General features: G+C 72.7%; 23 protein-coding genes and 1 pseudogene. 7 read left to right on the top strand and 17 right to left on the bottom strand.

Going from position 1 to position 26,994, the window contains the following annotated elements; genetic code table 11:
* The first annotated feature begins 31 nt into the window (after positions 1 to 31).
* Positions 32 to 940, top strand: coding sequence for an NAD(P)/FAD-dependent oxidoreductase (locus ACQPXG_RS07775; protein WP_433466933.1), 909 nt, complete (start codon positions 32 to 34; stop codon positions 938 to 940).
* Here the strand turns inward: ACQPXG_RS07775 and ACQPXG_RS07770 are convergent.
* The 4 genes from ACQPXG_RS07770 to ACQPXG_RS07755 all read right to left on the bottom strand — a co-directional run bounded on the left by ACQPXG_RS07770 (position 927) and on the right by ACQPXG_RS07755 (position 5,177).
* Positions 927 to 2,012 (bottom strand): glycosyltransferase, encoded by a 1,086-nt coding sequence (locus tag ACQPXG_RS07770; protein ID WP_433466932.1) that lies wholly within the window; start codon positions 2,010 to 2,012, stop codon positions 927 to 929. The two genes, ACQPXG_RS07775 and ACQPXG_RS07770, sit on opposite strands and share 14 nt — an antisense overlap.
* Complete coding sequence (locus ACQPXG_RS07765) at positions 2,009 to 2,743, bottom strand: DUF2334 domain-containing protein (RefSeq protein ID WP_433466931.1); 735 nt, start codon at positions 2,741 to 2,743, stop codon at positions 2,009 to 2,011. The genes ACQPXG_RS07770 and ACQPXG_RS07765 overlap by 4 nt, the downstream gene beginning before the upstream one ends.
* Positions 2,740 to 3,870, bottom strand: a complete 1,131-nt coding sequence (locus ACQPXG_RS07760) for a glycosyltransferase family 4 protein (protein WP_433466930.1) — start codon at positions 3,868 to 3,870, stop codon at positions 2,740 to 2,742. Before ACQPXG_RS07760 ends, ACQPXG_RS07765 begins: the two co-directional genes overlap by 4 nt.
* Before the next feature lie 92 nt (positions 3,871 to 3,962).
* Positions 3,963 to 5,177: an MFS transporter gene (locus tag ACQPXG_RS07755; protein ID WP_433466929.1), complete on the bottom strand. Its 1,215-nt coding sequence runs from the start codon at positions 5,175 to 5,177 to the stop codon at positions 3,963 to 3,965.
* Between the two features lie 115 nt (positions 5,178 to 5,292).
* Here ACQPXG_RS07755 and ACQPXG_RS07750 point away from each other — a divergent pair, with 115 nt between their 5' ends.
* Positions 5,293 to 6,462: an ROK family transcriptional regulator gene (locus ACQPXG_RS07750; RefSeq protein WP_433466928.1), complete on the top strand. Its 1,170-nt coding sequence runs from the start codon at positions 5,293 to 5,295 to the stop codon at positions 6,460 to 6,462.
* Here ACQPXG_RS07750 and ACQPXG_RS07745 read toward each other — a convergent pair.
* Genes ACQPXG_RS07745 through ACQPXG_RS07735 form a run of 3 tightly spaced genes read right to left on the bottom strand, consistent with a single transcriptional unit; the run spans position 6,459 to position 8,890 of the window.
* Positions 6,459 to 6,866, bottom strand: a complete 408-nt coding sequence (locus tag ACQPXG_RS07745) for a cupin domain-containing protein (protein ID WP_433466927.1) — start codon at positions 6,864 to 6,866, stop codon at positions 6,459 to 6,461. The two genes, ACQPXG_RS07750 and ACQPXG_RS07745, sit on opposite strands and share 4 nt — an antisense overlap.
* The gene (locus tag ACQPXG_RS07740; RefSeq protein ID WP_433466926.1) at positions 6,867 to 7,688 is read right to left on the bottom strand and encodes a phosphoenolpyruvate hydrolase family protein; all 822 of its coding nucleotides are present in this window, start codon (positions 7,686 to 7,688) and stop codon (positions 6,867 to 6,869) included.
* On the bottom strand, positions 7,685 to 8,890 hold the full coding sequence (locus tag ACQPXG_RS07735; protein ID WP_433466925.1) for a Tm-1-like ATP-binding domain-containing protein: 1,206 nt from the start codon (positions 8,888 to 8,890) through the stop codon (positions 7,685 to 7,687). Before ACQPXG_RS07735 ends, ACQPXG_RS07740 begins: the two co-directional genes overlap by 4 nt.
* 128 nt (positions 8,891 to 9,018) lie before the next feature.
* Here ACQPXG_RS07735 and ACQPXG_RS07730 point away from each other — a divergent pair, with 128 nt between their 5' ends.
* Positions 9,019 to 9,759, top strand: coding sequence for a hypothetical protein (locus ACQPXG_RS07730; RefSeq protein WP_433466924.1), 741 nt, complete (start codon positions 9,019 to 9,021; stop codon positions 9,757 to 9,759).
* Between the two features lie 113 nt (positions 9,760 to 9,872).
* On the opposite strand, the gene ACQPXG_RS07725 is transcribed toward ACQPXG_RS07730, so the two are convergent.
* Entirely contained in the window at positions 9,873 to 10,262 is a 390-nt protein-coding gene (locus ACQPXG_RS07725; RefSeq protein WP_433466923.1) for an ATP-binding protein, read from the bottom strand.
* A gap of 134 nt (positions 10,263 to 10,396) precedes the next feature.
* On the opposite strand from ACQPXG_RS07725, the gene ACQPXG_RS07720 reads away from it, so the two are divergent.
* Positions 10,397 to 11,140, top strand: coding sequence for a GntR family transcriptional regulator (locus ACQPXG_RS07720; protein ID WP_433466922.1), 744 nt, complete (start codon positions 10,397 to 10,399; stop codon positions 11,138 to 11,140).
* A gap of 75 nt (positions 11,141 to 11,215) precedes the next feature.
* Here ACQPXG_RS07720 and ACQPXG_RS07715 read toward each other — a convergent pair whose 3' ends face one another.
* The 6 genes from ACQPXG_RS07715 to ACQPXG_RS07690 form a co-directional block, all read right to left on the bottom strand.
* Positions 11,216 to 11,974 (bottom strand): hypothetical protein, encoded by a 759-nt coding sequence (locus ACQPXG_RS07715; RefSeq protein ID WP_433466921.1) that lies wholly within the window; start codon positions 11,972 to 11,974, stop codon positions 11,216 to 11,218.
* Between the two features lie 456 nt (positions 11,975 to 12,430).
* Positions 12,431 to 13,123, bottom strand: a complete 693-nt coding sequence (locus ACQPXG_RS07710; RefSeq protein ID WP_433466920.1) for an ABC transporter ATP-binding protein — start codon at positions 13,121 to 13,123, stop codon at positions 12,431 to 12,433.
* Positions 13,120 to 14,049, bottom strand: coding sequence for an ABC transporter ATP-binding protein (locus ACQPXG_RS07705; protein ID WP_433466919.1), 930 nt, complete (start codon positions 14,047 to 14,049; stop codon positions 13,120 to 13,122). The genes ACQPXG_RS07710 and ACQPXG_RS07705 overlap by 4 nt, the downstream gene beginning before the upstream one ends.
* On the bottom strand, positions 14,046 to 16,610 hold the full coding sequence (gene cas5 / locus ACQPXG_RS07700) for a CRISPR-associated protein Cas5 (protein ID WP_433466918.1): 2,565 nt from the start codon (positions 16,608 to 16,610) through the stop codon (positions 14,046 to 14,048). Before cas5 ends, ACQPXG_RS07705 begins: the two co-directional genes overlap by 4 nt.
* Complete coding sequence (locus ACQPXG_RS07695) at positions 16,607 to 19,903, bottom strand: FtsX-like permease family protein (protein WP_433466917.1); 3,297 nt, start codon at positions 19,901 to 19,903, stop codon at positions 16,607 to 16,609. The genes cas5 and ACQPXG_RS07695 overlap by 4 nt, the downstream gene beginning before the upstream one ends.
* A 124-nt stretch (positions 19,904 to 20,027) precedes the next feature.
* The gene (locus tag ACQPXG_RS07690) at positions 20,028 to 21,068 is read right to left on the bottom strand and encodes a hypothetical protein (protein ID WP_433466916.1); all 1,041 of its coding nucleotides are present in this window, start codon (positions 21,066 to 21,068) and stop codon (positions 20,028 to 20,030) included.
* 59 nt (positions 21,069 to 21,127) lie between these two features.
* Here ACQPXG_RS07690 and ACQPXG_RS07685 point away from each other — a divergent pair, with 59 nt between their 5' ends.
* Entirely contained in the window at positions 21,128 to 21,883 is a 756-nt protein-coding gene (locus ACQPXG_RS07685) for an RNA-guided endonuclease InsQ/TnpB family protein (protein ID WP_433466915.1), read from the top strand.
* A gap of 98 nt (positions 21,884 to 21,981) precedes the next feature.
* On the opposite strand, the pseudogene ACQPXG_RS07680 reads toward ACQPXG_RS07685, so the two are convergent.
* A pseudogene (locus tag ACQPXG_RS07680) lies at positions 21,982 to 23,639 on the bottom strand (IS4 family transposase).
* Between the two features lie 349 nt (positions 23,640 to 23,988).
* Between ACQPXG_RS07680 and ACQPXG_RS07675 the strand changes: the two are divergent.
* A complete protein-coding gene (locus ACQPXG_RS07675; protein WP_433466914.1) occupies positions 23,989 to 24,549 on the top strand; it encodes a dihydrofolate reductase family protein in 561 nt (186 codons plus the stop codon).
* A 5-nt stretch (positions 24,550 to 24,554) separates the two neighbouring features.
* Here the strand turns inward: ACQPXG_RS07675 and ACQPXG_RS07670 are convergent, their stop codons facing one another.
* Both ACQPXG_RS07670 and ACQPXG_RS07665 read right to left on the bottom strand, forming a co-directional pair.
* Positions 24,555 to 25,460 carry a helix-turn-helix domain-containing protein gene (locus tag ACQPXG_RS07670; protein ID WP_433466913.1) on the bottom strand — a complete coding sequence of 302 codons (906 nt, stop codon included), beginning with the start codon at positions 25,458 to 25,460 and terminating at the stop codon, positions 24,555 to 24,557.
* On the bottom strand, positions 25,457 to 26,245 hold the full coding sequence (locus ACQPXG_RS07665) for an SAM-dependent methyltransferase (RefSeq protein ID WP_433466912.1): 789 nt from the start codon (positions 26,243 to 26,245) through the stop codon (positions 25,457 to 25,459). The genes ACQPXG_RS07670 and ACQPXG_RS07665 overlap by 4 nt, the downstream gene beginning before the upstream one ends.
* A gap of 283 nt (positions 26,246 to 26,528) precedes the next feature.
* On the opposite strand from ACQPXG_RS07665, the gene ACQPXG_RS07660 reads away from it, so the two are divergent.
* Positions 26,529 to 26,885 carry a YciI family protein gene (locus ACQPXG_RS07660; RefSeq protein ID WP_433466911.1) on the top strand — a complete coding sequence of 119 codons (357 nt, stop codon included), beginning with the start codon at positions 26,529 to 26,531 and terminating at the stop codon, positions 26,883 to 26,885.
* Positions 26,886 to 26,994: the final 109 nt, after the last annotated feature.

Genomic DNA, 26,994 nt, shown 5'->3' with positions numbered 1-26,994 from the left:
GCAGTCGAGATGAGGGAGACGGACATGTCGCATGTCGTGGTCGTGGGCGGCGGTTTCGCCGGGGTGTGGGGGGCGGCCGCGGCTGAAGCGGATCCTGGAGCCGGTCGGTGTGGAGCACGTCCGCGCGGCGGTGCAGGACATCGACGTGGACGGCCGCGTGGTGATCGCGGACGGACGGCCGGTCGAGTACGACCGGCTGGTCCTCGCCGCGGGCAGCCGACTTGTCCGGCCGGACATTCCGGGCGCCGAGCGGCTGTTCGACGTGGACACCCTGGAGGGCGCGCAGCGGCTCCGCGGCCACCTCCGCGGCCGCGACGGCTACACGGCGGTCGTGGTCGGCGCCGGGTTCGCCGGTCTTGAGATCGCCACCGAACTCGCCGGGCGCGGGCGGGTCGTCCTGGTCGAGAAGGCCGGCGAGATCGCCCCGGACCTGGGTCTCGGGCCGCGACCGGTGATCGAGGTGGCCCTCGACCGGCTCGGGATCGAACGGCGCCTCGGCACGAGCGTGGCCGAGGTGACCGAGGGCGGGGCGCTGCTGGCCGACGGCTCGTCGATCCCCGCCGACGCGGTCGTGTGGACGGCGGGCCTGGAGGCGAGCCCGCTCACGTCCCGGATTCCCGGTGACCGTGACCGCCTGGGCCGCCTGAAGGTCGACACGCGCCTGCGGGCCCACCCGCACGTCTTCGCCGCCGGGGACGTCGCCGCCGCCCGCGCCGACGACGGTCACTGGACGGTGCAGAGCTGCCAGCACGCGACGCCCATGGGCAAGACGGCCGGGCACAACGCGGCGGCGGACCTCCTCGGCGTCGCGCTGATCGACTTCGCCCCGGCCCCGTACGTCACGGACGTCGACCTCGGCGCCGCCGGCGGCGTCTACACCCGCGGCTGGGACCGGCTCGTCGCGCTGTCCGGCGCGGGCGGCGCGGTCACGGGGCGATGAGGACGTCGAGCATTCCGGCGGCGGTGGTCGTCCAGGGGTAGCGCTCGGCGCGTGCGCGGGCGGCGGCGCGGCGTCGGGCGGACGGCAGGCGCAGGACCTCCTGGACGCCGTCCGCGAACGCCGTCGCGCGCGGCGCCACCCGGGCGCCGGCCCCCGGGACGACGAGTTCGTGTGCGGCGCCGCGGTCCGCCGCCACGACGGGCGTCCCGCAGGCGAGCGCTTCGAGGACGGCCAGGCCGAACGACTCGATGGGGCAGGTGGCGAGCGCGACGTCGGCGTCCGCCAGCAGCCGGGCCACGGCGGCGCGCTCACCGACATGGCCGTGGAACCGGACGGGAAGCCGCTCACGCCGGGCCCATTCCCGCAGCCTGGGCCCGCACGGCCCGTCGCCGACGACGTCCAGCCGGACCGGCACGCCACGGCGCCCGAGTTCCACCGCCGCGCCGATCGCCAGGTCGGGCCGCTTCTCCTTGGACAGGCGGCCGAGGTGCACCAGCCTGACACCGTCCTGCCCGGACTGCGGGCGGGGGCGGAAGGTCGTGAGGTCCACGCCCAGCGGGACGCGGTGCAGGGACGGCGCGCCGACCCGGGCGAACTCGGCGGCGGCGAACGCCGAGGTGACCACGATCGCGTCGAACTCCGCCGCGAGCCGCCGGTTCCAGCGGTCCGCGAGGGTCTCCAGCGGCATCCAGGACGGCACGCGCGGTGCGAGGATCGCGTCCAGCCGCTCATGGGAGAACAGCACCGCGCGGACGCCACGACGCCTTGCCCAGCGGGCCGCCACGGTGAGCGTCGCCTTGTCGGAAACCTCGACGACGTCCGGGCGGAGCTGGCAGAGGACCCGCAGCACCGGACGCGGATCGAGAACGAGCCGGTATCCGGGCGCCACCGACGGCCCGGGGACGGTGATGACCGGCCCGCTCTCCGTGTCGCGGCGCGTGTAGGCGGGCCCGGGGACGACGAGGGCCCGCCGGTGCCCCGCCGCGTGATAGCCGGCGCCCAGCATGTCGACGGCCGTGCGGAGCCCGCCCGAGACCGGGCTGTACAGGTTGGCGAGCTGGACGATCCTCACCCGGACACCAGCGACTCGTAGGTCACCGGGCGGCCGCCCGAGGCGACGGCGGCGTCGATGGCGGCGAGCGCCGCCCGGCGTAGACCGGGCCTGGTCAGGTCGGCCGGGTGCAGGGCGATGCGGAACGGCGTCCGCGTCCTCGCGAACGCGCGGGCCGCGCCGGTCATGAGGCGGGCGCCCGCGCGTTCGCCCGTCCCGCCGGGCCGATGCGACAGCGCGGGCATCCGGTGGACCGGGCCGCCGGGCAGGCCGTGCACGCCCAGGTGGCTCGTCCAGTAGGCGAAGCCGAGGGCCGCGAGGGCCCGTCGCGTGCCCGGGGAGGCGAGCCAGCCGGGCGGGGTGAAGCCGGTCACGCGGATGCCCGCGTCGGCGAGCAGGCCGAGACCGGCCTCCAGCCGCCGGACGGCCTCGCCTTCGGTCAGCGACCAGAACTCGCCGGCGCCCCTGGCCAGCATCCGGTTCACGCCGCCGCGCCACCGGGGGCCGCCGGGCACACCCGCGTGCAGATAGCCGTGGAGGGCGAGTTCGTGTCCGCGCCCGGCGGCGGCGTGCAGGAAGGAGACGAGGGCGTCGTCCTCGGGCAGGGAGGCGCCACCCCCGAACGGGCCCGGGATCGCGAGCAGCGTGCAGGGCGCGCCGCGCTCGTCCAGGTCGGTGAGCCAGCGCGCGGTGGGTTCCGCCGTGGACGGGGCGACATCGTGGATGGACACGACGAACGGGAAGGTTCTCACGCGGCCTGCTCCGTGCGTCGTCGTTCCCCTGTGCCGTGCACGATCTCTCTGTAATGGCCCATCAGTTGCTCGCAGACCGCGTCCCAGCCGCGTCCCCTGACCGACTCCCTTGCCTGGACGGCCATCCGCCGGCGCATCTTGACGTCGTCCACGAGCGTCGACACCGCCGCGCGCAGTTCGGAGCCGTCGTCCGGCGCGTACAGCAGCCCATTCACACCCGGACGGACGAGGTCGAGCGGGCCTCCCGCCGCGGCGGCGACCACGGGGACCCCCGAGGCGAGCCCTTCCTGCACCGCCTGGCAGAACGTGTCGTCCGCGCCCGTGTGGACGAACACGTCGAACGACGCGACCAGCTCCGACAGCTCCCTTCCTGTGCGGAACCCCGTGAAGACGGCGTCGGGCATCCGGCGGCGCAGCTTCTCCTCCTCCGGCCCGGCCCCGACGATCACGACCTTCGCACCGGGCACGCCCACGAGCCTGGTGAGCATCTCCGGCCGCTTCTCGGCGGCGAGCCGTCCCACGAACCCGACGATGGCCCGGCCGTCCGGCGCGAGCCGCGCGCGGAGCTCCGGCGACCGGTGGACGGGGCTGAACCGTTCCTGGTCGACGCCCCTCCCCCAGCGGGCGAGCCGCGGCACGCCGCACCTTTCGAGTTCCGCGAGCACGGGCGAGGACGGCGCGAGCGTGCGTTCCGCGCGTGAGTGCAGCCGGCGGAGCCACCACCAGATCAGCGGGTCGGTGCCGCGCAGCCCGTAGCGCCGGGCGAACCCGGCGATGTCGGTCTGGAACACGGCGAGCGCCGGGACGTCCAGCCTCCGCGCGGCGGCGAGCCCGGACGAGCCGAGCACGAACGGCGAGGCGATATGTGCGATGTCGGGCCCGAAGTCGCGCAGGATCGCGGTGACGCGCCGCGTAGGAACCCCCACGGCGAACGACGGGTAGAACGGCGGGAAGAAGCCCCGGACTCTTTCGACCGGGGCTCCGGCGTAGTCGGCGGGCCCGGGACCAGGCGCGACGACGACGGCCTCATGGCCATGGGCGGCGAGGTGTTCGAGAACGCGGCACACCGAGTTCGTGACCCCGTTGACCTGGGGCAGGAACGACTCGGTCACGATGGCGACCTTCACGGCCGAGAGGCTCTCCGGCGCGCCCGACGTCCGGACCGCCTCCCGACGCCGCCGAGGAGAACTTCACGCGAACGGCGGACTCACCTCGGTGATCACGCCGTCGCTCTGAGCCGCCATCCGCAACGCACCAGCAGGACCGTGAGCAGGGCGGGCGCGACGAGAACGGCCGCGCGCAACGTGGTGAGGTCGGCGAGCGTCCCAAGGAGGGGCGGCGCGATGCCGATCGCCACCCCCGACGCGAGCGCACAACGCGCGGCGGCCCGGACCGGCTGCGACGCCCACGCGGCCAGCGCCTGCCCCAGGATGACCGGGTAGAGCAGCGCCACACCGAGCCCGACCAGCAGCAGCCCGGCGACCGCGACCGGCGCGGGCGACGTCCACAGCACCGCGAACCCGGCGATGCCGACGAAGGCGGCCACGAGGAGCAGCCGCTCGGGCCGCCCCGCGACCCTCACCACCGGCCCGGCGGCCGCCCGCCCGACGGCCATCCCGAGCACGAACGCGGCCGACAACGTCGCCGCGCTCCCCGCCCCGAACCCCTTCACACTCCCCAGGAAGTCCGCCGCCCAGAACACCATGCAGAACTCCACCCCCACGGCAAGCACAAGATCCCCCCACCACCCCCAGAACACCCACCCACCCCCACCCCCGACGGCAGCGGTACCGGACGGATCGGCGGGCGTGGTTTTGGATCGGACGGGGGTGCGGAGGGAGGTGCGGGCCAGGAGGAGCAGGAGGGCGGCTGCGGTGAGGGGTGGGAGGACGAAGGCCGTGCGCCAGCCGAGGCCGTGGGCCAGGGCGGCGCCGATGAGGATCGGGGACAGGACGGACGCGGCGCTGGCGACCGCGTTCGCCTCGCCGATCTGGACCGTTCCATCACCGTGGTGCGCGGCCCGCAGCGCCGCCGGGACGAGCTGGACGAGCCCCGCCCCGCCGAGACCGAAGATCAGCGCGCCGGCGGCCGTGCCGAGGCGTCCGCCGGCGGCGGCGAGGAGCGCGGCGCCGCCGACGAGCGCGGTCAGAGCCGTGGGCAGCGCGTATCGTCCGAGCCGTTCCGTCAGGCGGGGCCCGATCAGGCCGATCACCACCAGTCCGAGCGCGAACGCCGACGGGTAGAGGGCGGCCTCCGCGCGCGGCAGGTCCCGTTCCTCGCGCAGCTCCGGCAGAATCGAGCCGAACGAGGCAAGCAGGTAGCCGAGGCACCCGAACATGGCGTACAGGGCGATCGTTCCCGCGGTCCGTTCGGAGGTCGTGTCGGAGGCGCCTGCTCGATGCGTGCCCTCGTCGGGCGCCCGGTCCGTGTCCATGTCACGACCTCCCGGATTATGCTCGTGCAGCGAGGATAACCCGCCGAGCGAAGCTCGTCCTTTGATTGGTGGTGGGTGGGGGCTGGAGGACGGTCTGTCCGGCGAGGATGTCACCATGCAGCCGAAGACCGCGCACTCGGCGCGCGCCCTGCGCAGCCAGGGGGCGCTCGCCGTGCTCCGGTACGTCCATGCGCACCCGTCCGCGACACGCGCGGATGCGACACGCGCCCTGGGCCTGAGTAGCGGCAACGCGGCCGAGATCACGGCCCGGCTCAAGGCGTCGCGGCTGGTCGAGGAGGAGGCGCCACCCCTTACCGGTGGACGCGGCCGTCCGTCCCCCACTCTCACCGCGCATCCCGACGGCCCGGTCGTCTGCGTCGTCGACATCAGCCACGAGCGGTGGCGCGTGGCCGCCGTCCAGCTCGGCGGCGGCCTCGTGACCGAGGAGGCGGGGCACCACTCCGGCTCGCCGACGATCCTCGGGGCGCTCGCCGAGCATGTCTCGGCCCTGCACACCCGTTACGGCCGTCGGCTCCGCGCGGTGTCCGCCTGCGTCGCGGGAACCGTCAGCGGGACAGCGATCGTCCAGGCATCCGGCATGGGCTGGCGCGACGTCGACCTCGACCCGCTCAAGCCGCCCGGCGTCCCGCTGCTCGTCGGCAACGACGCCTCCCTCGCCGGGCTGGCGGAGGCCAGGCGCGGGGCGGGCGCGGGGGCGCGCGTCGTCCTGCACCTGACCGTGGAGGTCGGCGTCGGCGGCATCCTCGTCGTGGACGGACGCCCGGTGGACGGCGCGACCGGCGCAGGCGGCGAGTTCGGCCACATGCCGTTCGGCGATCCCGACCTGGAATGCCCGTGCGGTGCGCGGGGCTGCTGGGACCTGGAGGTCGACGGCCGCGCCATGGCCCGCGCACTCGGCCGTCCCGCCCCCCGCGATCCGCGGACGGCGGCCGAGCAGATCATCGCCGCGGCCGCATCCGCTCCGGCCTCGCGCACCGCCGTCGCGGCCGCCGCGCACGCGCTGGGACGGGGCATGGGCGCCCTGGTCAACGCCCTCGATCCCGACGTCGTCACGCTCTCCGGCCTCGCGCCCGCCCTCGCCGAGACGGCACCGGTCGCACTCGAAAGCGGCTACACCGCCGCCCTGATGCGTTATCGCCGATCGGCCCCGCCACCCGTCCGCCCATCGACCTTGGGCGCGCAAGGCCCCCTGACGGGCGCCGCCGACGCCGCCTTCGACGTCCTCCTGACAGAAGACGGCCTGGACGCCTGGACGAGTGGCTAGGCCTGGCTCCATTCGGGGACTGCGCCGGGCTGGTGCAGGCAGTAGTCCGGGGCGGCCTCCAGGGCCTTCTCTTCGCCGCCCGGCGTGTAGGTGACGATGAGGCGGAGCGGGCGCCATGTCGTGTTGTACGTGGAATGCCAGACGCCCTTCGGAATGTGGACCGCGTCGCCCTCACGGAACGGGAACGGCTGCCCGTCGTCCACCATCTGCGCCGCCTCGCCGGAGATCACGTAGATGACCTCCTCGGTGTTCGGATGGTTGTGCCGCGCGTGTCCCTTGCCCGGGTTGACGATCACCTCGCCCAGCGTGCTGCCCGCGCCGGGCACGGTGGACGGCGTGACGAACCATTTGATCGATCCCCAGTCGAAGGTCATCGTCGTCACGTCGCCGGGATTCACCAGCATTCAGAGCTCCAGATTCTTGAAGGCGGCCACCTGCCGCGTGATGGCCCGCTCGGTCGGCAGCCGCTCGACGGAGGACGCGCCGAAGAAGCCGACGACACCCTGCGTTCGCGACAGGACGTATGCGGCGTCGTCCGGCTCGGCGATGGGTCCGCCGTGGCAGAGGACGAGGATGTCGGGACGGGCGGCGAACGCGGCGTCGCGCATGGCCTGCACGCGCTCGACCGCCTCGTCCAGCGTCAGGGCCGTCCCGGCGCCGATGCTGCCCTTGGTGGTGAGACCGACATGCGGGACGAGCACATCGGCGCCGGCTTCGGCCATCGCCCGCGCCTGGTCCTCGTCGAAGACGTACGGGGCGGTGACCAGGCCGCGCTCATGGGCGAGCCGCACCATCTCGATCTCCAGGTCGTACCCCATACCGGTCTCTTCGAGGTTCTGCCGGAACACCCCGTCGTAGAGCCCGACGGTCGGGAAGTTCTGGACGCCCGCGAAACCCATCGCCTTGAGCTGGTCGAGGAACACCGGCATCACCCGGAACGGGTCGGTGCCGCACACTCCGGCCAGGACGGGCGTGTCCTTCACGACCGGCAGCACCTCGGACGCCATCTCCACCACGATCTGGTTGGCGTCCCCGTAAGGCAGCAGGCCGGCCAGCGATCCGCGTCCCGCCATCCGATACCGGCCCGAGTTGTAGATGATGATGAGGTCGACGCCGCCCGCCTCCGCGCATTTGGCGGACAGCCCGGTGCCCGCACCTGCGCCGATGACGGGCTTGCCCTCCGCGACGGCGTTCCGCAGCCGGTACAGGACGGTCTCGCGGTTCACCGGGAGCCTCCCGAGATCATCTGGTGCAGCCGGTCGGCCATCGCGCGGCCGAACGCCGGATCGTTGATGTTCATGTCGAGCGTCTCCGACTCCGCCGCTCCCTCCAGCGCCACGAAGCACGCCTCGTCCGCGACCGGATCGTGGAACGGCATGCCGGGCGCGTCCAGCGCCGACACACCCCCGAGCGGGACGAACAGCACGGTGGGCCCGGTGGTGACGGCCAGCTTGGACGCGATCCGCCGTCCCAGCTCGCCCATCTCCTCCGGCGTCGTCCGCATCAGCGTCACGGTCGGGTTGTGGACGTACAGCTCGCGCCCCTCGAACCGCTCGGGAACCGTCTCGCGCGGGCCGAAGTTGACCATGTCCAGCGCCCCCGGCGCCACGACCTGCGGGACGCCGTGCCGCCCGGCCGCCGTGAGCCGGCCGGGCCCGGCCGAAAGCACCCCGCCGACGAGATCGTCCGCCAGTTCCGTCGTGGTCAGGTCGAGGACCCCGGCCAGCAGCCCGCTCTCCACGAGCCCTTCGAGCGCCCGCCCGCCGGCCCCGGTCGCATGGAAGACGAGCACTTCGTAGCCCAGTTCGTCCAGCCGCTCCCGCGCCGCGTCGACCGCCGGCGTGGTGACCCCGAACATGGACGCCCCGATCAGCGGCCGTTCGTCCACCACGCGCGCCGACCGCGCGTCGGCGTACGCCTTCGCCATCCCGGCGGCCGCCGCCGCCGCGTTCCCGAGGATCAGCCGCGACACCCGGTTGATCCCGGCGATGTCGACGACGCTGTAGGTCATCGTGACGTCCTTGGCGCCCACGTAGGGCGCGGCGTCCCCCGATGCCATCGTGGAAACGATCAGCTTCGGCAGGCCGATGGGCAGATCCCGGACGGCCCGCGCCGCGATCGACGATCCTCCGCTCCCGCCGACCGCGAGCACCGCGTCCATCTCCGGCAGCCCCGCGAGAACGGCCGCGGCCCCTTCACCCATCGCCGTGACCGCCGCGCCCCGATCCCCCGCGTCCCGCAGGGACTCAAGCGACGCGCCCCCCGCTCGGGCGACCACCTCTGCGGAGACATCGGCGTCCACTGCGGACGGCCCGGTACCCCCGTCGACGAGCACGGTGTCGCACCCCAGCTCCCGCACCCGCTCACGAAGCCACGTGTACTCCGCGCCCTTGGTGTCGAGCGTCCCCAACAGCACAACGGTCGCCATCGAGCCCTCCCATCCCGATACCGATTCCCCGGCTGATCACCCGGCAACCGGCGCGGCGAGGGCCCACCGGCACGGCGAACGTCACCGCAGGTAAGACGCCAAGATCCATCAAATGGGACAATGGGGACATGGCCCAGCCCTCCCTCTCCGGGATCCTGCGCAGCACCGTCGCGACCGTGCTCACCCTGCTCGCCGGCATCGCCCTCGTGGCGCTCGCCGTCTTCTTCGTCGCAACGGAAGCCCCCGACGGCACCCGGAACCTGGACGCCTACAACGCCGCACCGCGCTGCCCGGCCGCGCCGTCCAAGCCCGCCGAGTGCCGCTGGACGGAGGAGTTCACCGTGTCCGGCATCCACCGGACGTCCAAAAGGGGCCAACTGGATCGCGCCACGCTGACGGACGCGGACGGCACCAGGTGGGAAACGGCCTACACCAACAGACGCCCCGTCTTCAGTGACCTCAACAAGGGCGACCGGATCACCGGCACCATCTGGCGCGGCCACGTGACCGAGATCGCGGCGAACGGCGACACCCAGACCACGGACGCCGCCCCGGCCGACTTGCGCACACGGCTCCTCATCGGCGCCCTGATCGTGATCCCGCCCGGCCTCCTCGTCACGGCCGCCTGCGTCTGGCGCCTGACCCGCCGCGCCGTCCCGGACCCGACTCCAGGCATGATCGCCACCCTCGGCCTGGCCATCGGCGTCTTCTTCGTCGGCCTCCTCACCCCGCTCCTGACCAGCGCGGCCGGCGAGAACTTCTGGGTCATAGCAGCCGCCTGGCTCCCCTTGACCGCCATATCAATCACCGCGGCCCGCATCTACACAACCCAAAAACGAACCCTCACCCCCCAGACCACATCGCCATAACCCGCACCACCGCCGACGTCGACCAGCGCCGACTCCCGCGTGTGATGCCCGAACCACGTCCCGCCGTACTGCCGTCCGAGCAAGCGGACCCGTCTCGTCCAGGACTCCCAAGCTCACGGCTCGATGTCCCAGACGAACTCCGCCCACATGGTTTGACCGGTCTCATCGAGGTCGTGGCCGATCTTGTCGGCCACCTGCTCGACGAGAAACAGCCCTCGCCCGTACTCGGCCACTCCGTCGAGGACGGCTTCCGGGCGGTTCCACTGACCGGACCCGGCATCGGCCACGGAGATCCGTGCCCAACCGGGCCGCATCGCCACCGTGATGAACAATTCACCGCCGACGCCACCGCTCGGGGTGTGCCGCAAGGAGTTTCCGGCCAGCTCGGAGACCACGAGTTCGGCATCGGCAGCTCGTGGAGAACCGTCAAGGAGTCCGCGAACGAATGCGCGAATCGCAGGAACCATGGCTGGAAACCCTGGGTAGGTCTGCGACCATTCCATGACCAGAACACCCCTAAGCGATCAACTCATGACGTTGAGTAACGACCAAGCTGAGTACACAGCTTGATAGTTGAGTACTCAGGTTGTCAAGCTTGAGTCGAGAATCTGCAGCCGCCTCGCCACCCGGAGTCACAGTGACCCAGCCCGCGTACCTGCGCATCGCCGACAATCTGCGGCAACGGATCGTCAAAGGCACTCTCGCGCCCGGCGATCGGGTTCCCTCCAGGCACGAGCTGGCACGCGAGCACGGCGTCTCGGATCGTGTGGCCGTCGAGGCCGTCCGGCTTCTGGTGGCCGAGGGTTACCTGGAGTCCCGCTCGGGCAGCGGCACGTACGTGCGGCAGCGCCCGAAGGTGAAGCGCCTTACGAGGAGCTGGTATCGCGGGCAGGCCGGGGCGGGCTCCCCATTCCGCGCGGACATGGAGTCTCAGGGGCGCGCCGGGACATGGCGCTCCATCTCGGAGACGAGCACGGCGTCGTCCAGTGTGGCTGAACGACTGGGTGTTGCCGAGGGCGACCCCGTGATGGAGACGCGGTACACGTTCCTCGCGGACGACCGGCCCGTCATGCTCTCGACATCATGGGAGCCGTTGGAGATCACGCGTGATACTCCAGTGATGCTGCCCGAGGAGGGGCCGTACGCAGGTGCCGGTGTCGTTGCGCGGATGCGGGCCATCGGGCAGGACGTGGCGCTGGCCACCGAAGTGGTCTCGGCACGGGGCATTCTCGCGGACGAGGCCGAGCGGCTCGGCGAGCCGGTCGGATCGATCGTGACCGTGATCCAGCGGACCTACCTCGGGGAACGGCCGCTTGAGACCGCCGAGATCGTGGTTCCCGTCGAGCGGTACGAGCTGGTGTACGCCATCCCCGTCGATTGACGGCCAGCCGGGAGCGGACGGCGGGGCCGAGCTGCTCGACGCCGCCGGAACCGCCCCCGGATTACCAGGTCCGGGTCACTGGAAAGTGGTCGTGGAGGTGGGGAGGGCTTTTTGGCCTGTGACGAATTCGCTCCATAGGCCGAAGCGCAGTGGGGTGCCGGGGCGGGCAGAGGTCTCGGCGAAACCGATCGGGCGGCCGTGACGGTGGGTGGTGGCGCCGAAGGAGAGCCGGAACCGGGAGGTGCCGGCGCGGTCCTGCGGCGGTACGGAGGTGGGCGGCAGGATCTCGTCCAGCGCCCACCTGTAGGTGCCCTGGTAGGGGGTGGAGACCCGTTCGAAGGTCTGCTCCAGGATTACGCCCGTTTCGGGGAGGACCACCAGGACACCGGGCAGAGCGCCGATGCGGGTGTTGAACGCCAGGACCGGCTGTTCGCTTCCGTCGAAGGAGGTTCCGATGCCCCTGCCGACATGTGATCCCGGTGGGCAGGCGTCCGCGCCGTCCGTGACGATGGTCGTGCGCGCGCAGGTGGGGAACGCCTCGGGATTGAAGGAGATCGCCCGGTCGAAGAGGAACACGAACCGGCGGGCGCCCGCCGGGACCGTGCCCTCGGCGGTGCGGCTGCGGCGGTCGAAGGCGACCGTCACGCTGCGCCCTTCGTCCTTCGTCGCCGTCACCTGAAGCGAGTCCAGGTTGCGCGGGCCCGTCACATCGGGTTCGAAGGGCCGTTGAGGGCCACCGGGGGCGGGGTCGGGCGGAGCCGTCGCCGCGGCGGCAGGTACCGCCAGGACGACCAAGACCGTGGCCGCGAGCCCTGTGCGAAGCACGCTTTTCATCACGCCTCCAAGATCAGCTGTGACACCAACCAATCAGTGACGGCGGAAAGGCGACATAAAGCCGTCGGCGAAGTACGTGCGGCTGGAGGGGGCGATCCACAGGAGGGCCCAGACGGTCAGGGTCACTGCCCAGCCGATGACTATGAGTGTGCGGAGCAGGGGGCGGCCGTCGTGGGTGAAGACCACGAACCTGCCGGCGAACTGGACCGCCAGCAGGGCTGTCAGCCAGGCTCGGGCCCAGGGGCGCGGTCGGCGCAGGAGCAGGGCCAGCCATGCGTAGGCCAGGCCCCAGACCAGGTGGAAGAGGCCCGGCCACTGATCACGTGGAGCCCGGCATGCCGCCGGGCAGAACGGCGGCGCCGTCAGAGACGCATGCCAGCCCCGAACAGGGGCAATCGCACCAGTAAGCGGCGGGCGAATCCCGAGCTGGTGGACGCCGTTCCCGTCGAGTGACGGTCAGGCGGGGACGGGCGCCTCGGTTACTACGCCGTCTTCCAGGTTCAGCACTCGGTCGGCCTCCGCCAGGAGGGTCTGGTCGTGGGTGGCTACCAGGACCGTTACGCCTTCGCTGGAGACGACCGCGCGGAGCAGCGGCATGATCGCGGCGGCGGTTTCGGAGTCGAGCTGGCCTGTGGGTTCGTCCGCCAAGAGCAGGCGGGGGCGGTTGGCCAGGGCGCGGGCTATGGCCACGCGCTGGCGTTGGCCGCCGGAGAGTTCGTAGGGCCGCTGGGCTGCGTGGTCGGCCAGGCCGACGAGGCCCAGGAGAACGCGGACGCGTTCGTCGCGCTTCGCGGGCGGCGTGCGGACGAGGCGGAGCGGCACCTCGACGTTCTCAGCGGCCGACAGGACGGGGATGAGGCCGTGCGACTGGAAGATGTAGCCGATGTCGTCGCGGCGCAGGGCGAGGAGGTCGTCCTCGGAGAGGGCGCCGACGTCGCGGCCGTCGACGCGGACCGAGCCGCCGTCGGGGGTGTCCAGGCCGCCGATCAGGTTGAGCAGCGTCGTCTTGCCGGAGCCCGAGCGTCCCTTGACGGCGACGAGCTCGCCGGGCTCGACGGTGAACGACGCGCCGCGCAGCGCCGGCACCTCGATCTTGCCCGTCCGGTAGGTCCGGACGAGTTCTTCGACGGCCACCATCGGGTCGGTCATTCCGTTTCCTCCCGGTCGGGCCAGACGCCGACGTGGTCGCTTTCCAGGGCGAGGCGGACGCGGTCGCGCATGTCCAAGGCCTCGGTGAACCCCTTGGGGAGCTGGACGCGGCCGACGCGGTCGAGGAGGGCGTACTCCTCGACCGTGCGCGTCCCGTCGTCCTCGGAGCGGCGGCGGACCTCGACGCTGGTGCGGCCGTCGCGGATGCCGACGGTCCGGTCGACGCGCTCGGACACCTGCGCGTCGTGGGTGACGACGACGGTGGTGGTGCCGAGTTCCTCGTTGACGCGGCGCAGCGCGGCGAACACCCCGGCGGCGGTGGCCGTGTCGAGTTCGCCGGTGGGTTCGTCGGCGAGAACGACGTGCGGCTCGTTCGCGACGGCGACGGCGATCGCGATGCGCTGCTGCTGCCCGCCGGACAGCTCGGCGGGGCGGCGGCCCGCGCAGTCGCCGACGTCCAGCATGCCGAGCAGTTCGGCCGCGCGGGTGGCGCGTGCCCGGCGGGAGCGGCCGGCGAACTTCATGGGCAGTTCGACGTTCTGCGCGGCGGTCAGGTACGGCAGCAGGTTCCGGGACGTCTGCTGCCAGATGAACCCGACCTGCTCCCGCCGGAACTTCAGCCGTTCCTTGGACGCCATGGTGAGCAGGTCGGAGCCGGCGACGCGGGCGACGCCGGCGGTCGGCACGTCCAGGCCCGACAGGATGTTCAGCAGCGTCGACTTCCCCGAGCCGGAGGCGCCCACGATGGCGACCAGCTCGCCGGGGTCGACGAGCAGGTCGAGGCCCTGCAGCGCGACGACCTCGACGCCGTCGGTCTTGTAGATGCGGACGAGGTTGTCGCAGACGATGTGCGCGCCCTCGCCGTAGACGGGGCCGCGTTCGGCGGCGCGGCGTTCCAGTTCGGCGAGGTCCGGCGTGTTGGTCATGAGTCCCCCGTTCTCAGGACGTTTCCGGGGTCGGTGTCGAAGGCGCGGTCGACGGCGACGGCCGCGGCGGCGGCGAGGAGCAGCGCGCCGAGAAGCCCGAGCAGCGCCGAGACCCCCGGGACGTGTGCGGTGACGGCGAAGCCGCCGGTGTAAGGGCGCAGGTCCACGACCGGCCCGGTGATCTCGGGGAGCAGCAGGCCGAGCACCCATCCGGCGCCGACCGCGCACAGCAGGACGGGCGCGATCTCGACGAGCGCGAGGCCCCGGCTCTGCCGTCGGCTCAGCCCGAGGGCACGCAGGTGGGCGATGGTGCGGCCGCGGGCGCGGGCGCCGACGACGAGGACGAGCAGGACGGCGAGCAGCCCGAACGTCCCGCCGGCCAGAGCGCCGTCCCGGAACGTGTCGTGGACGACCGACACCAGCGGCAGCCGCGTCATGTCGCGGAGCACGTCCCGCCGCATCACGACGTCGTTCCCGGAGGCGGCGCGCAGCACCTTGGCGTCGATGTCGTGCCCGGCGACGAAGACCTGGGACGGGAAGCCGGTAGCCCCGGCGACCATCCGGTAGGGGACGATGACGAACGCGCTGCCGGTCTCCTGCCCGGGGAAGCTCTCGATCTGGGCGGACGGCTTCACGCGGATCGGGTCCATGCCCGCGCGGCTGAGGGCGGCGTCACCGGACCCCAGGGTGCGGGCGGCGAGCGGCGACGCCAGGACGCCGGAATCCGGGATGCCGGGTACCTCGGGGGCGAGCTTCCGGTAGGCGTCGACGTCCACGCCGACCACCGTCACCGGCGCCGGGTCCGTGGCGGTCGTGGCCCCGACGATGACCCGGGCCCGGACGGCGCCGGTCACCCCGGGTGCGGTGCGGATGCGGCGCAGCGCGGCGTCGTCCAGCGGCCCTGCCTCGACGCGCGCCTCGGCGCCGGTCTCGGCCCAGGAGGCGCGCTCCTGCCCGGTCCGCAGCGCGGTGTCCACGGTGGCGGTGAAGCCGGCGACGACCGCGGCCAGCAGCAGGACGACCAGCGGCAGCGCCCCGACGAGGTTCTGCCGGGAGGCGCGGGCGACGCCGATGAACGCGACGGCCCCGCTGCGCCGCCGCAGGAACGGCCCGGCCGCCCGCAGCAGAACCGGGTAGACGCGCAGGACGAGCACGCCGAGGGCCGCGCCGAGCAGCACGGGGACGGCGGCGATCAGCGGGTCGGTGCCGGCGGACGCGCCGCGCTCCCGCAGCAGCACGACGCCGATCACGGCGAGCGTCACCAGCAGGACGTCCAGAACGAGCCGCCGCCGCGACGGGCGCGCCGCGACGAGATCGTCCCGCCGGTCGGTCACCGAGCCGAGGCCGCCGCCGCGCTCCCGCAGGACCGTGACCGCCGAAACGCCCAGCACCACCACGACGAGCACGGCGATCGCGTAGATCGAAACGGTCTGCGGCGGGCCGGCGTCCAGCAGCCGTCCCGCCGCGTATCCGAGCACGGCGGACGGGACGGCGGCGAGGGCCGTCAGCCCGCAGGCGGGCCCGGCGAGCTGGCGCAGCGACGCGCCGCGCGCCCGCATGACGCCGAGGACGGGCCGGAGCCGCTCGCCGAGGAGCCCGGCGGCGAGAAGCAGCACCCCGGCGGCGACCGCGACGAGCCCGCCGGAGGCGAGGCCGATGACGGACTGGGCGGTGCGCAGCCGTCCGGTGAACTCCTTCAGCCGGTTGTCGAGCGCGGTGGAGACCTCGCAGGGGAACAGGTCGGCGCGTCCCTCGACCGCCGAGCGGAAGGCGTCGAGGTCGCGGCCCATGGCCCTGGCCTGTCCCGCGCTGACCGCGCCGGTGCGGACCGGGAACCGCCACTCGTACGTCAGCTTGGTGCGCGGGTCGCGGGTGAGGCGCGTGTACCCGGCGCTGTCGATCAAGGCCGTCCCCGCGTCGGCCTCGATGGTCGTCTTGGGGAGGAACTCGACGGTCGGGTGCAGGATCCGGGCGCGCGGCGCCCAGAACGGGTCGGCGGGGTTCAGCGGCTCGTACAGGCCGGTGATGCGGACGCTCATGCCACTGATCGTGATCAGGTCGCCGGTCTTGTGGCCGAGCCGGTCCGCGTACGCCTTGGCGACCATGGCCTGCATGTCGCCGCTCGTCTGTCCCGGCTTGTTGTAGGCCGGCTGCCCGGTCACGACCCGGATGCGGCGCCACGCACCCGGCTCCCAGCCCAGGTAGAGGAGCCTGGGCCGGCTGAACCGTCCCTCGACCGCGTTCCCAGGCGAGGTGACGGACGACTCGGGCTCGCCGACGACATCGCTCAGGGAGCGGGGCAGCCGCTGCTGCCAGGCGATGGCGTTGGCGCCCAGGGCCGCCTCGCTGGGGACGCCGGAGAAGGCGGTGCTGCCCGCCGCCTCGCCACGCACGCGGATGTCGGCGCCCGGGCCCACCGCGGCGGCCACGGCGCGGTCGTAGCCGGCGGTCGTCCGGGACGGGACGGCGACGGCGAGCAGCGCGGACACCAGCGTCAGCACGGCCAGCGCGGTGAGCGGCGCCCACTGCGCGCGGGCGAGCCGGATCGCGGCCCCTCTCATCGGTCCTCCCCCACGCGCAGGCCCGCGCCGAGGTTCCGGCGCCGCAGCGTCCGGATCACCGGTGCCAGCACGAGCCCGAGCACCGCCGCCACCGCACCGAGCACGGCCAGCACCACGGGCCATTGGACGACCAGCTCCGCGGGCGGATACGGCTGCGCGGCCTGCACGCTGAGCACGATGTGCGGGACGACGAGCCGGGCCACGACGAGGCCGAGGACCGTCCCGCCCAGCAGTCCCAGCGCGACCAGGTACGCCTGCTCGATCGCGAGCATCCCGGCGACCTGCCGGGGATGCACCCCAAGGGCCCGCAGCACCGCGAACTCGCGGTACCGCTCGCCGGCGGTCACCGCCGCGTTCACCACGAAGGCGATGACGGCGAACGCCAGCGCCGCGCCGAAGCCGAGCACGAGCGCGCCCTGGAGCGCCGCTCCGAGCGGAGCGTCGCGGAGCCGGGAGCGGGTCTCGACGCGGTCGGCGGCGACCTCGCCCCAGCCGGGATGCCGGGTGAGCTCCCGGACGGCCGGGGCCGTGCGCCCGCCGCGCGCAGACACCCACCATTCGCGGGGGGTGATGCTCTCGACGCCGGCTCCGTCCACGGCGAGCCGGTCCTGGGTGAGGGTGGGCAGGTCGACCAGGACGCCCGGCCGGCCGGGCGGCACGCTCGGCAGCGCCGGCGTGATCCCCGTGACCTTGACCGGCTGGTCGCCGTCGAGGGTGTTCACGGTGACGGTGCCGCCGACGCCGACCTTGGCGCGTTTCGCCATCTCCGCGGTGATGACGCCGGGCACGACCGGCAGAAGGTCGGTGTTCTTGATGTCGTGGGACGGCGGCTTGGACGTGCCGAGCATCGCGTGGACGGCAGTGCCGGTCGCGTAGCCGTAGAAGCCCTCGCGGTCGAGGGCGGGGGACGAGGGGACCGTGAGCTTCGCCAGTGCGTCCTTCGTGCTCTCGGCGCGCGCCTTGAGCGGGTGCTCCAGGTCCTGCGGGGCGGCGAAGGCGTCCCAGCGGGCTCCGGCGGGCAGCGCGGCCTCGCCCGTGCCGTCGCCGCGGATGCCCAGCACGTCGAGGTCGAGCCTGCCCGAGAGCCTGTTGTCGTCGTAGTCGAAGTGGATGCCGCGGACCGACAATGGGTAGGACAGCACGCCGTCCGGCCCGGCCAGGTCGGCGGCGTCCACCGCGAGGGTGTGCTCGTCGCCGTCCGCGTCGAAGCCGGGCAGGGGCACCTGGCGGGTCAGCCCGTTCGCGTCCACGACGGTCACCTCGAACCGGTAGCCCTTGCCGAGCGGCGGGACGTAGTCCGGGGGCACTTCGGGGTCCGGGCCGGAGCGGCCGAGCTTCAGGTCGAACAGCAGCCGCTTCGGCTTCCCCGGGACCGTCAGCGCCGGGACGGCCGGACGCGCCTTCGCCAGTTCGCCCAGCCGCAGGTCGTCCCGCAGCGCGGGCTCGACGCGCAGGAGCGGGCCGAGGGTCTTCGCGTCGACGCCGAGCATCGTCGCGGGCTCGGTGCCGAGGTCGGCGTCCATGCGCAGCACCGCCGTCGCGGCCGAGACGCCGGGCAGCGCCGCGAACCTCCCCTGCTGCCCGAGCGGGGCCGGGCTCCCCGCCGCGGGGGAGACGGAGAGCCGCAGGTCGGCGCCGCTCTGGAAGTCGGCCTGGTCGGTCTGCGACCGCCGCCAGGTCGCCATCGTCGTCACCGACAGCACCCCGACGGCCATCGCCATGACCAGCAGCAGCACCGGCCCGGTGTACCTGAGCTGGCGGCGCCCGACCTGCCGGGTGCCGAGGACGGGCACGAGCCCGCGGCCCCGGGTGGCGGCCCGTTCGGCGACCCCGGAGACGAACGGGACCAGACGGAGCAGCAGCACCCCGCCGGCGAGCAGGGCCAGGGCCGGGCCGGACACGATGAACGGGTCGATGCCGGACGTGCCGTCCCCGCCGCCCGCGCCGTCCGCCCCGTACCGGGTGAGCTGCCAGATCGCGAGCCCGGCGACGAGCAGCAGCGCGAGGTCGGTGCCCGAGCCGCGCAGGCCGCCGCGCCCCTGCCGCCCGATGCCGGCCTGCGCCTCCACGAACGTCCGGTTCGCGCCGCGCAGCGTCGGGACGGTCAGGACGACCGCGCAGGCGAGCGCGGTCAGCACGGAGACGATCCAGAGCGGCGGGAGCGGCCCGGCGTCGAGCCGCAGTCCCGAGTCCCGCACCGCGGGCGCGTGCCCGGCCAGCCGCAGCAGGGGCCCGGCCAGCAGCGGGCCGAACGCCGCCGCGGGCAGGACGATCAGCAGCCCCTCGGCGAGGCCGAGCCGGGCGAGCTGGCGCATCCCCATGCCGCGGGTCCGCAGCAGGGCGGTCTCGCCGCGCCGGTGGTCGGCGAGCAGCCGGGCGACGAGCAGCCACGCGCAGCCGGCGAGCAGGACGAGCTGGATCACCGGGATGAGCATGGTGGACCGTGCCACCTGAAGGGCGGTGCTCAGCTGCCCGGTCAGCTCGGGCAGATCGGTCGCGACGCTGAACTGCGCCCCGTCACCGGCCTTCTTGAAGGTGTCGCCGCCGGCGGTGACCCGGTCGCCGAGCGGGCCGAGGTCGCCGGGGGCGACACTGCGCAGGTCGGGCATGACGGTGAAGCGGGCCTCGGAGCCGGTGCCGGTGAACCGGGCGGCGAACACCTCGGGCGGCACGACGAACGGCCCGTACGTCGTGTAGTCGAGCCGTTCGACGCCGGTGGTGATGAGCTTGTCGTCCTGCCAGAAGTAGTCCTGCGGGTCGGGGACGTCGAACAACCCGACGACGCGCACCTTCACGACCGACTTCTCGTCCACGCGTCCGTGCAGCGTGAGGACGTCGCCGACGTCGGCGTGCATGGCGCGGGCGGCGGCGCCGGGCAGGGCCGCCTCGACCTCTTCGGCGGTCCCCGGCCCGGGCCAGCGGCCGTTGGTGAGCCGGGCCTGCTCGTCGATCCCGGTGTAGGTCTCGAACGCCGTCAGGTCGGGATGGTCGCTCTTCTCCTGCCCTGGCAGCGTGTAGGAGTCGCTGCGCACGCTCATCGAGATCGACAGCGGGACGTCCCGGTAGATCTGCTTGAGCGCCTGGTCGACCTGCCCCTGCACCTTGGTGAGGCCGTTCGCCGGGACGTGCGTGCCGAGCGTGGTCCCCACGGACTCGAAGGTCGCGTCCGCCAGCGTGCGGCGCAGCCCCTCGCGGGTGACCGATCCGGTGTAGCCGACCAGGGCGGCGAGGACGGTCGTGGCGAACAGCGCGGTCGCGCACGCGGCGAGCACCAGCGTCCGATCGCCGGTCATGCGTCTGAGAACTATCCCCCGCGGCCCCACGGCCGATGATCATCTTTCATGCACGGGGCCCCCACAAGGGCCTGTGACGCTATTTTGACATTTCGCAACGTTCTTGCAATACGGGACAAATTGCTCACCGTGGCGCCCAGCCGGAGGGACCCTCCGGCGGGACGGACTCCGCCCGCCGCAGGATCTCCGCCGGTTCGAGAAGGGCGCCGGCGGCGAACGCCTCCGCGAACCCGTCCGCGTCGAGCGCGTCGCGTGCGCGACCGGTGGCCCGTTCGATGTCGTCCTGCTCGGCCGGGCCGGGGGGCACACCGGCCGCTTCCCGGACGTCCGCCGCCTTCCCCAGCGCCTCCGCCGCGTCCCGGTGCCGTCCGGACAGCGTCAGCGCGGCGGCCAGGCCCTCCAGGGAGCCCGCCAGGTCGCGCGGCGCCTCCAGCCTGATCGCGACGGCCAGCGCGTCCCGCTGGTACCGCACGGCGGACGCCGCGTCGCCGCGCGCCTCGGCCACGTATCCGAGCCCCGTCTGGACCAGCGTCAGATACAGCGGCGGGGTCTCCTCGGGCGACGCCGCCGCGAGCATGGGCCGCAGCCGGTCCTCCGCGTCGTCGAGGCGCCCCTCACGGCACGCCACCAGCCCGAGCCCGAGGTCGGCGAACGTCACGGCCTGCGCGAACCCCTGCTCCACGGCGATCCGGTGCGCCCGCCCGAACAGCCTGCGGGCGGTCGCGTGGTCACGGCGCAGGTGGGCGATCCAGCCGCGCCACGCCATCCGGACGGCGACGTCCGGCCACATCCGCAGTTCCTCCGCCATCCGCTGCCCGTCGTGCTGCAGCCGCTCGGCCCGTTCGTAGTCGCCGGTCAGCTCCGCCAGCGCGCCCAGCCACTCCACCGCCTGGAGCCGGCCCCAGCGGTCACCGACCTCGCCGAACAGCGCGGCGGCCCGCTCGGCGTCGTGTTCCAGCGCGGCCGGGTCACCGCGGGCGTGGGCGTACATGGCCCGCATCACCAGCGCCGCCGCCTCACCCCATCGGTCGCCGGACGCGCGGAACGCCGCCAGCGCCTCGTCCAGCGGTGCGGCGCCCGCCGCGATGTCGTCCAGGTCGGACCGGGCGAACGTCAGGAACCAGCGCGCCCACGCCTTGAGGTGCGCGTCACCGGTCGCGTCCACGAGCCGGAGGGCCTCCTCGCGCCGGGCCGCCCAGTCGCCGGGGACGCCCTATCTGGACGGTGGCCGGGCGGTGCAAGAACCTGCGGTTCACCTGCTCACCCGACCAGGCCAAAATGCTCGCCGCGCACCGCAAGGGAGAATCCGACCTGGTCCACCGGGACGGGAAATGGTTCCTGATCGCCACCTGCGACGTCCCTGACCCGCAGGTGTACCAGCCCGCCGACTGGGTCGGGGTCGACCGCGGCATCATCAACCTGGCCACTACCTCCGACGGCGACAACCACCAGGGTCGGCGTCTGGACCGGTACCGGCGGTGGCAGGCCCGCAAACGCGCCGAACTCCAGGCCAAACGCACCCGCGCGGCGGCCCGGCGGCTGAAGAAGCGCGCCCGCCGGGAGGCGCGGCACGCCCGGCATGTCAATCACACGATTTCCAAGCAGGTCGTCGCCGTCGCGGCACACACCGGACGCGGCATCGCACTCGAAGAGCTGAGTGGGATACGCGCACGGGTCACGGTTCCTCGCGACCAGCGGGCATGCCTGTCCTCCTGGCCCTTCCACCAACTCGGCGCGTTCATCGCCTACAAGGCCCGTCGCGCCGGTGTGCCGTTCATCACGGTGGATCCGGCCTACACCTCGCAGCGCTGCCCGCGCTGCGGCCACATCGCGCAGGCCAACCGGCCCGCTCGGGATCGCTTCTGCTGTCGTCGGTGTGGTCTCGCTGGGCCCGCCGACGTCGTCGCCGGGGTCAACGTGCGCGACCGCGCACGCTCGGCGTGGGTATTCGTCAACATGCCCGATCCGGCCCCCGCCTAGCGTCGGGCTGGTGGATGCGACCCGTGACCGCCCCGCCGTAGCGGGCAGTCGGGAGCGTAAACAACGCCCACAAGGACCGAATCGGCAAGCTCGGTCCTTCAGGGCCAAGGCCGCGTAGTTAGGCGGTGGGGGGCAGTGGCAAGTCCGTGATCGTTTCTGGTGCTTGCCAGGTCGGTGTCAGCCGGTAGAGCCCTCGGGCTGTCCTGTGAAGGACGCCTTCTTTCACCCAGTGCCCAAGCTGCGCGCAGAGGCTGCGGTAGTGGTCGATCCCGAGGGCTTTGGCGATCTCGTGCGCGGTCCAGTCGCGGTCGCTGTCGGTCCTTAGGAGGCGGACGGTGCGATCGCGTCGCCCTTGGCCGCTGGTGCTGGGAGAGGAGGTGATGTCTTGGGGTGGTTTTGTGATCGTGATGGCGAGGTGGGTGATGTTCCGGCTGGTCAGCGGCCTGGGATCGGCGGAGTTGCCGCGATAGCGGGAGGTGAACGCCTTGACCTTTCGGGCGCTGGTGCGGGTGCGGCGCCTGGGCAGCAGGCTGGAAAGGACCGCCTCGGTGAGGGCCCCGCTGCCCGGGGAGCCGGGGAGGATGCCTTGCGCGGTGACGAGCTGGTCGCGGGCGGCCTCACGGGCGGTTGTGAAGCTGGCCCGGTCGGGGTCGATGCCGGGAACGGTGCCGGTGGCCTCGGACATCGCGCGCCGCAGGGCCTGGTAGACGGTCAGCTGGGCCCACAGTTCCTGGGCGATGCCGAACGGGTCTTGTGAGCGCAGGACGAGACCGTCCAGGAGGGTGTGGCGCAGGGCGTAGAAGGCGGATTCGACCTCCCAGCGTTCGTGGTAGAGCTTGACCAGGGCTGCGGCCTGGTCGGTGCGGTGGTCCAGCAGGGTTGTGGCCAGCCGGTAGTGCTCGGTGAAGGGCTGGCCGTCGGCGCAGGTGACAGTGATGCCGGCGTTGATGATCCGCAGGTGCCGGCCGCCGATCCGGGTCAAGAACGACCCGTCGGGCAGGCGGGCGAGCACGGCCGGGGTCCGTCGTCCGTTCAGGCGGATCAGCAGGTGAGCTTGGGTGTCGGTCACCTGGGCGAGGAAGTCATCGGAGTCAAAGCCGCGGTCGGCCAGCACCAGCATGCTCGCATCCAGCAGGTTCAGCAGGGACTGGGCGTAGTGGCGCTCGCCGCGGTCGGTGGGGCCGAAGCAGGCGCCGAGCAGCGCGCGGGTTCCGGTCTCGCACAAGACCATCAGCCGCAGCATCGGATAGCCGTCCCAGCCGTTGGGCCGCAAGACCTTGCCCAGCCAGCCGATGACCCGCGGCTGGTCAGGAGCCTTGATCGAGGAGCAGCCGTCCAGGGCCACGGTCCGCCAGCGCCGGTAGCAGGCGCCCGGGGTTCCCGGCTGAGCCACCGGACCTGCCAGCGTTTCGAACAGCAGCTTCAAAGGTGCCGCGCCGATGCGTCGGCGCACGTCACGCAGCGCCTTCTCCGATGGGGCCGCGCCTGCGGCCGGGCCCAGGCCCGCCACCAGTTTGCTCCACACCCGGGCGTACCCCAGGGCAGGGAACAGCGCGAGAGCGAGCACGAAGTACACCCCGACCCGCGAGGGCAGTCGTCGCAGCCGGCGCTCGGTACGGCCGGTGCGTTCCAGCACGTCGTCGACGAGTTCGAAGGGGATGTGCTGGGTCAATTCGCCCAGATGACCAGGCGCGAACAGACCTGCGGCAGCTTCAACGGCACGGGTGACCACGCAGATGGCAGACTGGCGGGACAACGGGACCTCTCATACGAGCAGTGAAGACCTTGGTCGGCTTCACCGCGACTATCAGAGGTCCCGTTCCTGTTGCACGGCGCCACACCGCCACGAAACAAGTGAGTTGACGGACGCCCTCCACCGCCTAACTACGCGGCCTTGCTTTCAGGGCCGAGTAGTTGACCCCGGGCACCGGAACCCAGCACTCCGAAGCGCACATCCCGACCCTAGTGGGGCCGTCCGGTCCCGGCCGCGCGGCGCCGATCCGCCCCCGCCGCGGAAAAGGGGCCGTAAGGATGTCGTAAACGGTCGGGCGCATCGTGGTTCAGGCCAGCGAGAAGGCGAACGATCACAGGCGACGGAGGACAACATGCGCAAGATCATCAACTCGACGTACGTGTCACTGGACGGCGTCATCGACAACCCGCAGAACTGGACGTCGGCCTACTTCCAGGACGAGGCCGCCTCATACGCCAACGAGCTGCTGTTCTCCTGCGGCGCCCTGCTCATGGGCCGCAGGACGTTCGACGGCTTCTCGCAGGCGTGGCCGGCGATGGAGGAGGCGACCGGCGACTTCGGCGTCCGGATGAACAACCTGCCCCACTACGTCGTGTCCGACTCCCTGAAGAAGCCCGGCTGGGGGAACACGACGGCGATCCCGCGGGCCGAGGCCGTCGCCGAGATCACGAAGCTGAAGGAGGAGGACGGCCAGGACATCCTGCAGTACGGCTTCGGGCCGGTGTCGCGGACGCTCGTCTCGAACGGTCTGCTGGACGAGCTGCGGCTGTGGATCCACCCGGTGCTCGTCGGACCCGGCGACCCCGTGGGCATGCTCAACGTCAAGGACTTCTCCGCGTCGTTCGAGCTGGCCGGCACCGAGGTCTTCAAGACCGGCGTCATCATCGCCACCTACGTCCCGGCCGGGAAGTAGGGCGCTCAGATCAGCCGGGACAGGGCGGTCCGGAGGAGCTCCCGGGTGCGGTCCGGTGGCTCGGCCTGGACACCGAGGCGGTTCAGGACGTCCCGGTAGCGGGCGATGTCGGAGGTCCTGTCCGGGTAGAGGGCGCCCGTGAGCTGCTCCAGGTAGACGACGTCGGGCAGTTCCGGCTCGGCGAACCGCAGCAGCGTCACCCGGCCGCCCTCCGCCGCGTGGCCGCCCGAGGTGAACGGGAGGATCTGCACGGTGATGTTGGGCAGCGCCGCCATCTCGGCCAGATGCTCGATCTGGCCGAGCATGGTCGCGGCGCCGCCGACCGTCCGGCACAGCGCCGCCTCGTCCAGAATCGCCCACAGCCGCAGCGGTCGGGAGCGGTCGAACACGCGGCGACGACGCATCCGCAGGTCCACCCGGCGTTCGATCTCCTCCGGCCGTGCCTCGGGGTGGCGGGCGGTGAGGAGGGCGCGGGCGTAGTCCGGGGTCTGCAGCAGTTCGGGGACGTCCTGGACCTCGTACACACGGACGACCACGGCGCCCTGTTCCAGGCCGAGGTACGGCTCGAACCAGGCGGGCACGACGTCGCCGAACCGCTGCCACCAGCCGGGCGTGTTGGCGTGCTCGGCCAGCTCCAGGAGCGGCTCGCGCAGGTCCGGGTCGGTCACGCCATAGAGGGTCAGGAGGTCGGCGACGTCGCGCTCCTTGAAGCCGACGCGGCCGAGCTCCATCCGGCTGATCTTCGAGTGGGAGCCGCGGATCTCGTACCCGGCGTCCTCGGTGGAGATTCCCGCGTCCTCACGGAACCGGCGCAGCTGCGCGCCGACCAGCATCCGGAGCACCGTCGGACCGACCGTCAGGTGGTGGTCCTGGGCGACGCGGGCCCGGTCGCCGGGGAGTTCGTCGCTCATGGCGCCTTGCGCCCCACGGCGCAGAACTCGTCGACCTCGCCCGGTTCCCCGGACGGGCCCGGCTCGGCGCGCCATCGCGACACCGGCACGACGCCCGGCTCCAGCAGGTCCAGGCCCTTGAAGTACCCGGCGATCTGCTCGGGCTTCCGCAGGTGGTACGGGGTGTCGCTCGCCTGGTTCCACATGTGGATCGCGGAGCGGAAGCGCTCACCGGTGAAGACGTCGGTGCCGTCGGCGACCACGAGGTGGCTGCCCCCGGGGAGCGCGTCGAGAAGGTGGCTCACGACGGACCGCGCCTCGTCGTAGCCGGGGACGTGCCCGAGGATGTTCAGCAGCATCAGCCCGACGGGCCGGCTGAAGTCGAGCGTCCGCGCGGCCTCGGCGAGGATGCGGCCCGGATCGCGCACGTCGGCGTCGACGCACTCGGTGGCGCCCTCGCGGGTGCCGGTCAGCAGCGCGCGGGCATGAGCGAGGACGAGCGGATCGTTGTCGACGTACACGATGCGGGCGTCCGGCGCGACGCGCTGCGCCACCTCATGGGTGTTGTCGGCGGTCGGCAGGCCGGTGCCGACGTCGAGGAACTGCCTGATGCCCGCCTCTCCGGCCAGGTGCCGGACGGCACGGCCGAGGAAGGCCCGCGAATGCTTGGCGATGTCCACGATCTGCGGGTAGACGCCGATGAACCGGTCGCCGGCCACCCGGTCGGCGGGGTAGTGGTCCCTGCCGCCCAGCCAGTAGTTCCAGACGCGCGCCGACTGCGGTCGCGTGCCACCGGTCCGGGGCATGGACTGCACACCGGTATCCGGTGCCGGGTCTCCCAAGGGACGCCTCCTCGACGCGTAAGAACCTTTCCACCGAAAGAAGTTACTCGTTGGAGACTCACTTGCCCACCGGACCGGGTCGGCGGGACGAGTGGGAGAAGGCGGGCAAAAAGGACTACGGCCTGGCACGATACGGCCCCGGGAGAAAATCCGAAAGATTCCGGGCCGCGGTGTCGATCCGGTCCCCCCTTCTTCGACGCGTGAGTGACGGGCCGGGAGGACCGGCCGGGAGACAGAGGAGACAGAGATGCGCTTCCTGATGATGACGACGGACGACGGCGCCGCGCAGGCCGGGCCGCCGGACGAGAAGACGCAAGTGGAGATGGGCAAGTTCATCGAGGAGATGTCCAAGAGCGGGGTGCTGCTGGCGACCGGCGGGCTGGAGCCCGGCGGCACCCGCATCACCTCCTCCGGCGGCAAGATCACGGTCACCGACGGGCCGTTCACCGAGGCGAAGGAGGCGGTCGTCGGCTTCGCGCTCATCGAGGTCCGCTCCCGCGAGGAGGCGATCGAGCTGTCCAAGCGGTTCTGGGCGATCGTCGGGGACGGCCAGGGCGTCATCCAGCAGGTGTTCGGCCCGGGCGACCCGTTCCCCGGGGAGTGAGCGTCCGCTGAGCTTGCGCGGCGGCCGGTGCGGGTGCTCTCATCGGCAGCGTGACGACTTCGGACGTGTCCGGTGTCCACGCGAGCGTCGACGCGGTGTGGCGGCTGGA

The organism is Spirillospora sp. CA-128828 (genome assembly GCF_050945415.1).
Classification (GTDB): domain Bacteria; phylum Actinomycetota; class Actinomycetes; order Streptosporangiales; family Streptosporangiaceae; genus Spirillospora.
Note: the sequence above shows the minus strand (reverse complement) of the source record. Positions and strands in the feature narration are given on the sequence as shown.

Excerpts from the sequence above, each read along its gene's own strand:
- ACQPXG_RS07695 (WP_433466917.1), bottom strand. The coding sequence starts at position 19,903 with ATGACCGGCGATCGGACGCTGGTGCTCGCCGCGTGCGCGACCGCGCTG.
- ACQPXG_RS07705 (WP_433466919.1), bottom strand. The coding sequence starts at position 14,049 with ATGACCAACACGCCGGACCTCGCCGAACTGGAACGCCGCGCCGCCGAA.
- ACQPXG_RS07665 (WP_433466912.1), bottom strand. The coding sequence starts at position 26,245 with ATGCCCCGGACCGGTGGCACGCGACCGCAGTCGGCGCGCGTCTGGAAC.
- ACQPXG_RS07675 (WP_433466914.1), top strand. The coding sequence starts at position 23,989 with ATGCGCAAGATCATCAACTCGACGTACGTGTCACTGGACGGCGTCATC.
- cas5 (WP_433466918.1), bottom strand. The coding sequence starts at position 16,610 with ATGAGAGGGGCCGCGATCCGGCTCGCCCGCGCGCAGTGGGCGCCGCTC.
- ACQPXG_RS07730 (WP_433466924.1), top strand. The coding sequence starts at position 9,019 with ATGGCCCAGCCCTCCCTCTCCGGGATCCTGCGCAGCACCGTCGCGACC.
- ACQPXG_RS07710 (WP_433466920.1), bottom strand. The coding sequence starts at position 13,123 with ATGACCGACCCGATGGTGGCCGTCGAAGAACTCGTCCGGACCTACCGG.
- ACQPXG_RS07725 (WP_433466923.1), bottom strand. The coding sequence starts at position 10,262 with ATGGAATGGTCGCAGACCTACCCAGGGTTTCCAGCCATGGTTCCTGCG.
- ACQPXG_RS07755 (WP_433466929.1), bottom strand. The coding sequence starts at position 5,177 with ATGGACACGGACCGGGCGCCCGACGAGGGCACGCATCGAGCAGGCGCC.
- ACQPXG_RS07715 (WP_433466921.1), bottom strand. The coding sequence starts at position 11,974 with ATGAAAAGCGTGCTTCGCACAGGGCTCGCGGCCACGGTCTTGGTCGTC.
- ACQPXG_RS07660 (WP_433466911.1), top strand. The coding sequence starts at position 26,529 with ATGCGCTTCCTGATGATGACGACGGACGACGGCGCCGCGCAGGCCGGG.
- ACQPXG_RS07775 (WP_433466933.1), top strand. The coding sequence starts at position 32 with ATGTCGTGGTCGTGGGCGGCGGTTTCGCCGGGGTGTGGGGGGCGGCCG.
- ACQPXG_RS07745 (WP_433466927.1), bottom strand. The coding sequence starts at position 6,866 with ATGCTGGTGAATCCCGGCGACGTGACGACGATGACCTTCGACTGGGGA.
- ACQPXG_RS07670 (WP_433466913.1), bottom strand. The coding sequence starts at position 25,460 with ATGAGCGACGAACTCCCCGGCGACCGGGCCCGCGTCGCCCAGGACCAC.
- ACQPXG_RS07750 (WP_433466928.1), top strand. The coding sequence starts at position 5,293 with ATGCAGCCGAAGACCGCGCACTCGGCGCGCGCCCTGCGCAGCCAGGGG.
- ACQPXG_RS07735 (WP_433466925.1), bottom strand. The coding sequence starts at position 8,890 with ATGGCGACCGTTGTGCTGTTGGGGACGCTCGACACCAAGGGCGCGGAG.